Origin of the sequence: Paraglaciecola arctica BSs20135 (assembly GCF_000314995.1) — a bacterium.
In the GTDB taxonomy this organism is placed as follows: domain Bacteria; phylum Pseudomonadota; class Gammaproteobacteria; order Enterobacterales; family Alteromonadaceae; genus Paraglaciecola; species Paraglaciecola arctica.
This window is the reverse complement of the sequence record NZ_BAEO01000052.1, coordinates 40,683-53,278: the sequence shown is the minus strand read 5'-3', so window position 1 is coordinate 53,278 and position 12,596 is coordinate 40,683. Positions and strand designations below refer to the sequence as shown.

General features: G+C 39.3%; 8 protein-coding genes. 4 read left to right on the top strand and 4 right to left on the bottom strand.

The features are described from left to right. Positions 1-139: 139 nt before the first annotated feature. Positions 140-346 carry a hypothetical protein gene (locus tag GARC_RS27385; RefSeq protein ID WP_226989201.1) on the bottom strand — a complete coding sequence of 69 codons (207 nt, stop codon included), beginning with the start codon at positions 344-346 and terminating at the stop codon, positions 140-142. A gap of 295 nt (positions 347-641) precedes the next feature. Between GARC_RS27385 and cls the strand changes: the two genes are divergently transcribed. Both cls and GARC_RS16695 read left to right on the top strand, forming a co-directional pair. Next, entirely contained in the window at positions 642-2,096 is a 1,455-nt protein-coding gene (gene cls / locus GARC_RS16700) for a cardiolipin synthase (RefSeq protein WP_007622327.1), read from the top strand. 48 nt (positions 2,097-2,144) lie between these two features. After that, positions 2,145-2,918 (top strand): endonuclease/exonuclease/phosphatase family protein, encoded by a 774-nt coding sequence (locus tag GARC_RS16695; protein ID WP_007622324.1) that lies wholly within the window; start codon positions 2,145-2,147, stop codon positions 2,916-2,918. Between the two features lie 604 nt (positions 2,919-3,522). Here GARC_RS16695 and GARC_RS16690 read toward each other — a convergent pair. Next, positions 3,523-4,092, bottom strand: a complete 570-nt coding sequence (locus GARC_RS16690) for a DUF2058 domain-containing protein (RefSeq protein ID WP_007622321.1) — start codon at positions 4,090-4,092, stop codon at positions 3,523-3,525. 80 nt (positions 4,093-4,172) lie between these two features. After that, positions 4,173-6,815, bottom strand: a complete 2,643-nt coding sequence (topA, locus tag GARC_RS16685; RefSeq protein WP_007622319.1) for a type I DNA topoisomerase — start codon at positions 6,813-6,815, stop codon at positions 4,173-4,175. A 311-nt stretch (positions 6,816-7,126) separates the two neighbouring features. Here topA and astB point away from each other — a divergent pair, with 311 nt between their 5' ends. Beyond that, positions 7,127-8,467, top strand: a complete 1,341-nt coding sequence (astB, locus tag GARC_RS16680; protein WP_007622318.1) for an N-succinylarginine dihydrolase — start codon at positions 7,127-7,129, stop codon at positions 8,465-8,467. 56 nt (positions 8,468-8,523) lie between these two features. Here the strand turns inward: astB and GARC_RS16675 are convergent, their stop codons facing one another. After that, positions 8,524-10,839 carry an Ig-like domain-containing protein gene (locus GARC_RS16675; RefSeq protein WP_007622317.1) on the bottom strand — a complete coding sequence of 772 codons (2,316 nt, stop codon included), beginning with the start codon at positions 10,837-10,839 and terminating at the stop codon, positions 8,524-8,526. A gap of 160 nt (positions 10,840-10,999) precedes the next feature. Between GARC_RS16675 and GARC_RS16670 the strand changes: the two genes are divergently transcribed. After that, on the top strand, positions 11,000-12,373 hold the full coding sequence (locus GARC_RS16670) for a dicarboxylate/amino acid:cation symporter (protein ID WP_039989922.1): 1,374 nt from the start codon (positions 11,000-11,002) through the stop codon (positions 12,371-12,373). Positions 12,374-12,596: the final 223 nt, after the last annotated feature.

Sequence of the window (12,596 nt, the reverse complement as noted above, 5' to 3'; positions counted from 1 at the left end):
AGCCATACCTGTCAAAATGAGAAAAAAGTTTTGCATAAAAAACAAGAGGGAAAGTTAAGGGAAATTTTGTAAATGATAACGCAAATAGCTAAAAACAGCGGGGATTAATTTGTAATAATTTATTCAATTACCTATAGAATTAATCAAAAATAAAAGGTTCCTTATTGGCTTTAATTCGGATCCAGTTCAGGGTTGACCTTACAGAATTTCGCGAAAGAAGATCACGTTCAATCCGGTGTTTACCTGGAAACGGGATCAAACTCAGACCAATTAACATTGTGATTAAACCCTGACCAGGTAAAACCAACATTACTACCCCACATACCAACAAACATAGCCCAAGCATTATTTTTGCAATTTTAACCAGGTAGATCCCGCTGTGCCCCATAGATGTTAGTAGAGGAATAGGAAGAGTATCATCATCAGAGATTTGATTTCGGACAAAGTATCCTTTGTCCATGTGTGTAATGATGTAACTTATCCCTATAAAATAACCGATAGAAACGACCGTAGTTATCAAAATGGTAAAAAATATAAAATTGGCGCCAAAAGTCTGCGTTAGATAGTTTGAAATGTTGTTGTAATACTCTGTAAGCACTTTTGTGTTCCGTTTTAACTGCGCATTATTTAAGGTGAGTTATATGCAAATATTTGAAGAATTTATTGAATGGATTGCTATCCATTGGGTAACTATCATCATCATTTTGCATATTAGCTTATCTGTTATGACATCGGTACATGTACTTCTGTTCAAAGAAAATGAACGAACATCTTTGGCATGGATTGGTCTTGTTATTTTTTCCCCCGTCATGGGCACCCTTTTTTATTGGTTGTTTGGTATAAACCGTATTAAGCGCTCAGCACAAAAAAAACATCCTAAAGCGCAAAAAAAAGACTTTATCCAGCAAGAAAAACTCATTGAGTTTCACCACCTGCCCAAAAACTGGCATTCAGCAATCATTTCTGGACATACAATTCACCCAGTTAATTACGTTGCAGATAACAGTGTTGAACCACTCATTAATGGTGATACAGCCTACCCAGCTATGATTCATTCCATCAGCATAGCTAAGAGCTATATCGTTTTATCGAGTTATATATTTGACGACGATTATCTTGGACGACAATTTGTTGATGCATTAGCTGCAGCCCATCAAAGAGGTGTCATAGTCAACGTTTTACTGGATGGTATAGGTATAGGTTATAACTGGCACCAATCAGATAACGCGTTAAAAAAACAAGGAGTAAAAACTGCGCGTTTTTTGCCAGCAATTTCTCTTACTAATATTCGTTTTATCAATCTAAGAAATCACCGAAAAATACTATGCGTAGATGGTGAAGTGGCATACATGGGCGGTATGAATCTAAGCAAGAGAAATATAGTTAAATCGGCAGTACACCCAATTGATGATGTACATTTTAAAGTGACAGGCCCGGTGATTGACCAGATTAGTCAGGTATTTATAGAAGATTGGTTTTTTGCTACTGGTGAGTCAATACAATTTCCCAGTTATAGCCCAAAGACGCAGCAGCAAATAAGGGATAAAACTGTCGTTGCCCGCGTCATACAAGATGGTCCAGATGAAGACCATAACAAAATACGCTGGACATTAATTAACGCATTAGTGTGTGCCCAAACAAGTGTGAAAATCATGACTCCGTATTTTATCCCGGACCAAACATTAATGACATCTCTTCATGCTGCAGCATTGCGTGGAGTGTCAATCGAAATCATTGTCCCCCAGTACAGTGACATCCCTTTTGTAGACTGGGTGATGGAAGCCAATTTTTCGAGAATAATTGAGCATGGTATACAGATATATAAAAACAAAAGGCCCTTTGACCATAGTAAAATTGTGATTATTGATGACATCTGGTCATTTATAGGCTCCACCAACTGGGATGCCAGAAGTCTAGAATTTAATTTTGAAATTAACCTAGAATGTTTTGATACTGAGCTCAATGCAAAACTAACAGCAATGTTTACCTTAAAAAAACAAAACGCAGTAGCTGTTATTGATAGTGAAATTAATAACTTGTCCGCCTACAAAAAAATTCGTAATAACTTATTTCGGTTATTTTCTCCCTATCTATAATGCTAACCAGACATTAACTTTATAGTATTAATAAAGGCCACTATTTTCATGTTTAAAAATCGCTATAGCCCAGTTGAATCCTTAAAAATTATGGGCCACGCTTCAAAACAGTTAATGGGGCCAAACATCGAAGTATTGTTGTGGAATGTATTTAAATGTAAGAAAAAGGGATGGCGAGACGATTTTATAAAACTGGGAGACGACAAAGATTTAATTTTGTTGCAGGAAGCTATTGTAAACTCTCCTTTTGACTTTCATTTTAAAAAGTCGTTAAAGTATCAGTGGATGATGGCACGCAGTTTCAGACTAGTAAAAACTAACATTGAAACAGGCGTTAAAACGGGATCAACTGTTGCAGCAAAAAAACATTTTTTTTCTACGTCAAAACATTTCGAACCCTTTTCAAAGACAAAAAAAATGTCCTTAGCAACTTTATATCCTCTGCAAACACTTAGGGAGTCATTGCTCGTTGTAAACTCGCATCTTATCAACTTTGTTTCTTTCGAAAAATTCAGAGCGCATCTGGATCAAGTTTTCCAAACTTTGGAACATCATGATGGGCCCATTTTATTAGCGGGTGATTTTAATACCTGGAATGGCAAAAGATTAAAATATTTTAATCTTTTAGCAAAGTCGTTTTCATTAACGGAAGTAGAAATTACCCGAAAGCCGAGACTAAATCATTTATTTCAACATCTTGACCATGTTTATTGTCGTGGATTAACGGTGGTCGATGCGCAAGTGCACACCGACATTCATTCTTCGGATCACTTCCCAATTAGCTTGTCTTTACGTACATGTCATCCTGCGGTAACAATATGAGTGAATTTAACCCACTAGCATTCGAAGACTGTCCGTCTGATTACTTTTTGCTGCTGTTGGCAAAAAGGAAGTCGCTGTGAGAAGTACATCAAGGATGATGGTGCGAAGCACTAACTTGTATCTATTCGATTCAGAAGTGCCAAAACCGACAGACATGGCTCGCTGGACGACTTAGAGGTTATAGCAGATTGCAGGCGGTGAGGATTTACAAGCTATTACACGTCAATCCCGCGAAGGCGGGATCCTACTAATAGCTACCGTAACCTAAATTGAGATGTTATAAAAAAACCACAACAAAGTTATATTCTCACTAATTTTTTAAGATGATGAAAACAAGGTTTCTATCGATTTCTCAGATGTTGTTGGGGGTTCCCGCCTTCGCGGGAATGACGTGGAGTTCAAGGGGAGATGGTGCGAAGCTTTCTTTGCTTTTGCTTTTAAATCAAAAAATTAAACGACTGCTAACACATTGAACTTGTCATACGATATAACCTAGGAGTATGACCAATTTTTGCTCATACTTGTCACTCAAACCACATAAATAAAGAGCACCAACTCCGCCAAAGGTTTATAAATAAACCTTTGGCATTAAACGAAAGCTCCCCTACCAGTTCAAATCATCTGGAATATCATAGTCTGCATACCAGTCGTCATCTTCACTACTTTTCTGATCCGCATCACTGATATTGTCGGCGCGATAAACCACACTAGCGTCATCTCGCTCTGCAATTTTATTAGCGACTGGCATTGGCACTAACTCATAACCGTCGTTTAACTTAACTATTGCGAGTTTGCCCTGGCTAATTTGTTTTTGAGTAGCGGGACTGACATACATGCGTTTGATCACTGTGCCATCAGTAAAATTACAAACTACTTCATCTTCACGTCTAGAACCTGCAAATTTAGGCTGTTTATTGGCTTCAATTAATTGTTTGATTTGCGCCACAAGAGCCTTTTTTTCGGCTTGTTGTTTATTTTTTTGGTTAAGCTCTCTGTCTTTTGCTTTTTTAGCCTCAACCAATTCCTCAGCAGCTAACTTTGCTTCATTGGTTTGGACTACATTGTGATTTTTTTGCGCTTTTGCTTGCTTATTCTTTTGTTGGCGAACTTGATTCGCCTTTTTTTTATTGGTTAAGCCAGCTTGAAGTAATTGTTCTTGTAATGAGAGGGCCATAATTGAATGCCATTTTTTTAAAGTTTAAAACAATACGGCAGCCAGAAGCTGCCGTAAAATAATAGGATAAACTAACTAAGTTACTTTTTAGGTTTCTTACGTTTATCTTCTACTTTCCATTTTTCGTCAGTATACCAAGCAGACCAACCTGTGGCTTTACCTTCTTCGTTTTCTGACATCACGTATTGTTGTTTAGTTTTTCGACTGTAACGAACAATACTCGGATTTCCATCGGGATCCTTAACCGGCGCATCAGCTAAATAGTAAAATTTAGGTGAAATCCTATCTCTAAATCTAGCTAACTCGGCCACTTGCGGAGCACGAGTTTCTCTTGATTTAGGGAAGTTATGGGCTGCTAGGAAAATACCAGACGCGCCATCTCTGAGCACAAAATGTGCATCAGATTTAACACATTCTAACTCGGGTAAGTCAGTAGGATCTTCTTTAGGAGGCGCAGCTTCGCCACTCCTGAGTAACTTACGAGTATTTTTACACTCTTCGTTAGTACAACCAAAATATTTACCAAAACGACCGCTCTTTAATTCCATATTCGATTGGCATTTATCGCACTCTATAATTGGCCCTTCATATCCCTTAATCTTAAAGGTACCTTCCTCGACATAAATGCCTTCACACGCAGGTGAGTTTCCGCACACGTGTAACTTGCGAGACTCGTCGACTAAATAACTATCCATAGCCGTACCACATTTATCACAACGGCGTTTTGAACGTAATACTTCGGTTTCTAATTCTTCTTCATCTTCAACTTTTATGACTTCATCACCAGAGGTCAAATTCATGGTGCCTGTGCAGCGTTCTTTAGGAGGTAAACTGTATCCTGAACAACCTAAAAACACCCCAGTACTGGCGGTACGGACATTCATTGGACGTCCACATTTAGGACAAGCTATATCAGTAGGAATAGCCTGATTCAAACGCATACCGCCTTCTTCCGGCGATTTTTCAGCAACCTGTAATTTCTTCTCGAAATCCACATAAAAATCGTCTAACACCCCTTTCCATGAGGCTTTGCCTTCAGCAATTGCATCCAGCTGTTGTTCCATATTCGCAGTAAAATCGTAACCAATTAAATCGTCAAAATTTTCCATCAATCGGTCGTTGACAATCTCACCCATTTTTTCAGCGTAGAATCGTTTACTTTCGATTCTTGCGTATCCTCTATCCTGAATGGTAGAGATAATACTGGCGTAAGTAGACGGGCGACCAATCCCACGTTTTTCCAATTCCTTAACTAACGAGGCTTCGTTAAAACGGGCCACAGGTTTGGTAAAGTGTTGCTTAGGATCAAGCGCTTTAAGATCTAAATTTTCGCCTTCTTTCACATCAGGCAACAATAAATCTTCTTCACCCTTTTTACGTTGTGGGTTTTGCACTTTAGTCCAACCATCAAACTTCAATACACGGCCTTTTGCAGTCAGTTCAAAATCACCGGCTTTAACTCTGATGGTACTAGCATCGTATTTAGCTGGCGTCATCTGACATGCAACAAACTGACGCCAAATCAATTCATATAGACGTTGTGCATCACGTTCAACATCACTAATGGCCTCAGATTTAAGCAATACATTAGAGGGACGAATGGCTTCATGAGCCTCTTGAGCACCTTCTTTACTTCCATACTTAATTGGATTTTCTGGCAAATAATCATTACCAAAATTATCGGTAATGTAATCACGACAGCTATCCACCGCTTCCTTGCCCAAATGAGTAGAATCGGTACGCATATAGGTAATATGCCCGGCTTCATACAAACGTTGAGCCATCATCATGGTTTTCTTCACACCAAAGCCTAAACGTGTACTGGCCGATTGTTGTAAAGTAGAGGTGATAAATGGCGCTGAAGGTTTACTTTGGGTGGGCCTAGATTCACGGCTAACGACTTGATAACTTGCGCTTTGCAGAAAACTGACGGCTTTATCAGTTTGGGCTTTATTCACCGGCTTAAATGCCGAGCCACTTTCTTTGACCACTTGCATGCGCAAGTTGGTTTGTTTTTCGGTATTTAAATCTGCATGTAAGTCCCAAAACTCTTCAGGAACAAAGGCTTTAATTTCTCTTTCACGCTCGACTACCAATCGCGCAGCAACTGATTGAACGCGCCCAGCGGATAAGCCTCTTGCAACTTTTTTCCACAATAGTGGCGATACCATAAAACCCACGACCCTGTCTAGAAACCGTCTAGCTTGCTGGGCATTCGCCATCTCAATATTCAATTCACCAGGATTAGCAAAGGCTTCTTGAATGGCGTTTTTCGTAATTTCGTTAAATACCACTCGTTGAAAATTTTTGCCTGGTTCGTCAATTAATTCACGCAAATGCCAAGCAATGGCTTCCCCTTCCCTATCCAAATCCGTTGCGAGATAGACAGTGTCGGCATTTTTTGCCAACTTTTTAAGCTCATTGACAACTTTTTCCTTACCTTCAAGAACATCGTAATGCGCCTGCCAATCATTTTTAGGGTCTATCCCCATGCGGTCAACTAACTTTTTATATTCATAGTCGCGCAAATACTTTTCACGCTTTTTATCAGATAGAAGTTTGAGTTCTTTTGCTGGTTTTTTAGGCGCAACTTTACCCACAGACTTGTGAGGAAGATCTCGAACGTGACCGACACTAGATTTAACAATAAAATCTTTGCCGAGATATTTATTAATAGTTTTTGCCTTTGCTGGTGATTCAACAATGACTAGATGTTTTGCCATAAATTAGTTTTAACCTTTGATTTTTATAGGTTTTTACTGAATAGGCCACCGCAACATAGCGATTACCTCTCAAAAATGCTTTTTAACATATATCGACAAAGTGAATAGAAAACAAGTTCTTCTTCATACTTATCTAATATTCTTTTTTTTACACCGTCTTTCACTGTTTACATTTCGTACAGTACGATTGGCACAACAAACAAAAACAGTATAATGCTCAGCAATACGTTTTTTGAACGTTATTTCAGACAATAAATACTGGGTTTAGATGACCCAATTGCCATCGATTAACAACAGTAAGTGAGGTTTAAATGAAACAGTTTGAAGCCAATTTTGATGGACTAGTAGGTCCAACCCATAATTATGCTGGATTATCATACGGCAACGTAGCATCGTTAAATAATGCCAGTGCTTCAAGCAGTCCTAAACAAGCCGCTAAGCAGGGATTAAAAAAAATGAAGGCCTTAGCTGAGCTTGGTATGGTTCAAGGTGTTCTGGCGCCACAGGAGCGCCCTGACATTGCTTCTCTACGAAGATTAGGCTTTGGTGGAACCGATGCCAACGTTTTAGCCATGGCAGCTAAACAGGCTCCGGCTATTTTTCAAGCATGTTGTTCAGCCTCTAGTATGTGGACAGCCAATGCGGCAACAGTCTCACCTAGCGCCGATACAAGTGATGGCAAGATCCATTTCACCCCAGCAAACTTAACAAATAAGTATCATCGTTCTTTAGAACCCCAAGTCACAGGTAGAATACTGCAAGCTACCTTTGCCAACAAAGATCACTTTGCTCATCATACTCACCTGCCAGATAACGAACACTTTGGTGATGAAGGAGCTGCCAACCACACTCGACTTTGCAGCGAATACGGCAAAACAGGATTAGAAATGTTTGTTTTTGGGCGTTATGCTTTTGATACCAGCAAACCTGCTCCTAAAAAATTCCCTGCCCGTCAAACGCTAGAGGCGAGTCAAGCGGTTGCTAGATTGCACGGTCTTAGCGATGCCAATGTGGTGTATGTACAACAAAACCCCGATCTTATTGATCAAGGTGTATTTCATAATGATGTTATAGCTGTTGGCAACCAAAACGTGTTGTTCTATCACGAACAAGCTTTCTATCAATCAGCACAGGCAATTGCCGAAATTAAACAAAAGTTTGTGGGTGAGGAATTACACTTTATTTGTGTCAAAACAGCAGAAGTCAGTGTGCAAGATGCCATTAAAAGTTATTTGTTTAATACTCAAATTATTACTTTAACGAACGGTGAAATGGCAATTATCGCCCCAACCGACTGTAAAGAAAATCCTGCAGTATCCGCCTATTTAACAAGTTTAATAAAACAAAACACACCGATAAAACATGTGTACTACCATGATGTTAAAGAGAGTATGCGTAACGGTGGAGGCCCGGCTTGCCTACGCTTAAGAGTAGCAATGACCGAAAAAGAATATGCAGCTGTAAATCAAAGCACACTAATCAACGACATACAGTTTGAACGTTTAAATACTTGGGTTGATAAACATTACCGCGATACTTTGCATGTGAATGATTTGTGCGATCCGCAGTTATTGATTGAATCAAGAACGGCTTTGGATGAGTTGACTCAGTTGTTGAGTTTGGGTTCGGTTTATCCGTTTCAGCAAATTTAATTAGCCACTGAGTGAGTATTTGCCAGCCCAAATATTTGGGCTGGCAACCTTATGATCTACAAAGTATTTTCACATGTAAGATTAGCACCATCGTCTATAAATGTACCAGGATTGTTCGGGTCTTCAACAGAATTTAAACCATTTCCAAATGGGTTAGTGTTAGGTGGAGTAGCTTCCTCTCGCAGATCTGTAGAAGATGCCGAAAGTATGAAAAACTGGCTAGCCTGTGATTCACTTCCCGATACTGGAGTGCTGGCGGTAATTTTCACTTCGCCCCAAGCTGCGAATGTTTTAGCATACCTTAATTCAATGATAGCTTGTCCATTATCATCAGTCACAATATCTCCATCAATCGACAGTATATTACCTGGTGTTAACTCATTATCACCATTGATATCTTCATTTGGGTCTTCAATACCGTCATCATCTATATCTTCGTTTGCACAACCATAGGTACGTACAGCGGTCCAAAATTCAAAATTTTCACGATTAGGATATGCAGCCCAGTAGCCTTTATAAAATGCTGGACGAATGACATTATGATTCGTATCTCCAGGAGCCGCATTGGGTTCAAGAAGCTCTGTATACTTAACTGGAGTCCCTGTTACTGTAAGTTGCACACCAGTTACTGGATTAGAATTAGCATCAGTAACAAAAACAGTAAATTTCTTCAAATAACTGGTTTCATCAGGTGATTCAATCACATTGCCTGTACCGATTGAAATAAATTGTGCTCTATTGGAAACAGTGAGATTAACGCTAGCAGCAATTCCTGAACTAGGTTCTGTTGCAGATATAACTATTCCATTTTCTTTTGATACATTTAACGATGTATATACAGTTGAAGCAACGCCATTACTATCTGTGACTGCTGATGCGGGTGAAATCCTACCACCACTCACATCATCCGCATTAAAATTAACGGTCTTTCCCTTAACTAAGTTTCCGGCAGCGTCACGTAATACAGCAGTTATTGTACTTTTTTGTTGCGCTGGACCGATGGAATTAGGACTTGCCGACATTATGATGTTATTAACTTGCGTCGCGATAAATTCAACCTCAGCCGTTGCGTTGACTATATTTCCATCAATATCACTACCTTGAGCAGAAATAACCGCTACTCCAGCGTTATTTGACTGTATTTTAAAGCTCGCCTTACCACTACTATTAGTAGTTACATTATTAGTCGACAAAGTACCTCTGGTAGTTGTGAGAGTAACGGCACCATTAACATAAGGCACCCCCTCTTTTAGCCAAGTCAATTCTACGTCACTTTGTGTACCTAAAGGGATATCCTCTGCCGACACATCTGTAAAGCTAAACGCATCTTGCTGTACAGTGATATTTATAACACCACTTGCGTTTAAAGCTGATGCTGTAATTACATCTAAACCTGAGTTAACGGCTGTATATTTGACAGTGACTTGACCTTCGCCATCTGAAACAAATTCTATTGCGTCGAATTCATTGCCTTTTTGTGAACTAACTTGAATCTTTTGATTAGCAATTCCATTACCGTCAAAATCTGAAAGGAAAAGAGTAAACTCTGCGGTTGTGCCTAAAATAACGGTAGGAGGGCCATTTACGACTATGCTAGTGCCAACAATTTCAATATTTAGTGTTTTTGATTCAGCTAGGCCAGATGCTGTGGCAGTCACTGTAACTGTTCTATTTTCTGGTTTATTTTGTGTGTTTAACAAAGCCTTAGCTATACCATCGACACCAGTTACAGCAACATTACCGCCATTTTCAAATTGAATACTTGCCCCAGAGTTAACCGAGAACGTGACATCAACATCTTTTAAAAGCACATTATTTATATCTTTCACTAAAGCAATCAATTCAATTTCATCTGAGCCACTTGAGGCTAATTGTGTCGAATTAGCGAACAAATCTAAAGAAGCTGGCAATGTATTTAACTGCGTTGTGCCTGCTGATTTAAAAGTAGTCTTATCAGTTTCACCAGAACTAAGTGTGGCAATTATTTCACCATAACCGGATCCTTCACCAACCAGTATAGTAATGATTGCAACGCCATTTATATCAGTAGCAGCAGTACCTGAATCATTACCGAAAACAGCTAACCCTTCAGGTACAAAAGTATAAGTTATTAAGGTATCAGCAACAGGATCACCATTTGAATCATTCGCAGTAGCAGTAAGTGTTAAAGGAGACGATTCACTGAGTGATATTGATGGTTGTCCGCTTGCATCTGTAAACACCAACTTCATGCTTCTAGTGACATTAACCGTACCGCCCCCCGTGCTTCCTCCTGTAGTATCATCACGAGAAAGGCTCCCGCCGCCGCCTCCACATGAGAAAAGGCTAAGTAGAGCCAAAAATCCAAACATCGTTCTAAAACGTAAAATCATAAACCTTTCCTATACACATGAGCCATATTGTGATGGCAAATTCACTTTAACAGTTCAGCTTGAACAACAATCTTGCTAACCTTGGTTAAGGTTATACAAGATAACCAAATTCAATAGCACTAATACGCGACTTTTAACAAAAATAAAGCTTAGGATTTCCATGACAACATCAACACACTCATCATCACCAAAACCCATCCCAAAGAAACTTGGGCTTACCGCTAGGATCTTTATCGGCATGATCGCCGGAATAATTATCGGAGCTTTATTACAATGGTTGTTTGATGATAGCGGAGATTTTTCCTTTAGTGTATTCGGCTTGCATGTTTCAACGTATGCACTTTTAGTCGAAGGTATATTTAATGTAGTGGGAAGTATCTTTATTGCCAGTTTAAAAATGTTGGTTGTACCTTTGGTTTTTGTTTCTTTGGTATGTGGTACATCCAGTTTGTCTGACCCTTCTAAACTTGGTCGTTTGGGCGGTAAATCAATATTGTTATACGTAGCTACTACAGCCATTGCTATCAGTTTAGCTGTATCATTTGCTTTATTGGTGGCACCAGGTGACGGATTAAACCTAACGTCTGAATCAACTTATGTCGCCAAAGAAGCCCCTTCTTTAGGTCAGGTTATTATCAACATGATGCCAACCAATCCCATTAATGCCATGGCCGAAGGCAACATGTTACAAATCATAGTGTTTTCTGTCTTTTTTGGGATTGCTATGTCAATGACTGGAGATGCAGGAAAAAGATTAACGGCGGTATTCGAAGATCTAAGTACTGTTGTTATGAAATTAGTCACTATCCTAATGAACCTCGCGCCTTACGGCGTATTTGTGTTAATGGCAAAACTATTTGCCACTATAGGTTTTGACACTATTGCTAGCCTCCTGAAATACTTTTTATTGGTTGTCTTTGTGTTGTTTGTTCATGCATTTGTTTCCTACCCGATTATTCTAAAAGTATTAAGTGGATTAAGCCCGCTCATCCTAATCAGAAAAATGCGCGATGCGGCCCTATTTGCATTTAGCACCTCTAGTAGTAGTGCGACTTTACCTATCACCTTGGAAACAGCAATCAAAAAACTAGGCGTTAAACGCACCGTGGCTTCCTTTACTGTGCCACTTGGTTCAACTATTAACATGGATGGCACCGCAATTATGCAAGGTGTCGCCACAGTGTTTATTGCGCAAGTGTACTCGGTAGATTTGAGTTTGAGTGATTACATGATGGTCATACTCACTGCAACTCTTGCTTCAATTGGTACCGCTGGAGTCCCAGGTGTGGGCCTGATCATGCTGGCTATGGTGTTACAACAGGTAAATTTACCAGTAGAAGGTATTGCCCTTATTATTGGCGTAGATAGATTGTTAGATATGACCCGCACAGCAGTTAATGTTACAGGTGACTGTATGGTAGCTTGTATAGTAGCTAAAAGTGAAAACGAATTAGATCTAGATATATATAACGATCCAGACGCAGGGAAAAAAGACGAAGAAGTCGATTTTGAACATTTTGATAGAAACAGTTAATACCATTGATTATGGACTGATTGACATTCTAATAAATTGAACGTTTTAATGGATGTAACCTACTGATTTTTTTGGTTACATCCATTTGTATAAATGGTTTATTTAGTGCGCCAATGACAAGATATTGCCGGTATATCAATGCGTCATTTTTAGATGTATGTATCTGCCAATAGATGACCACAATTTACGGCGCAAACTTTAATCCTCGTAGCTCGTAGCTCGC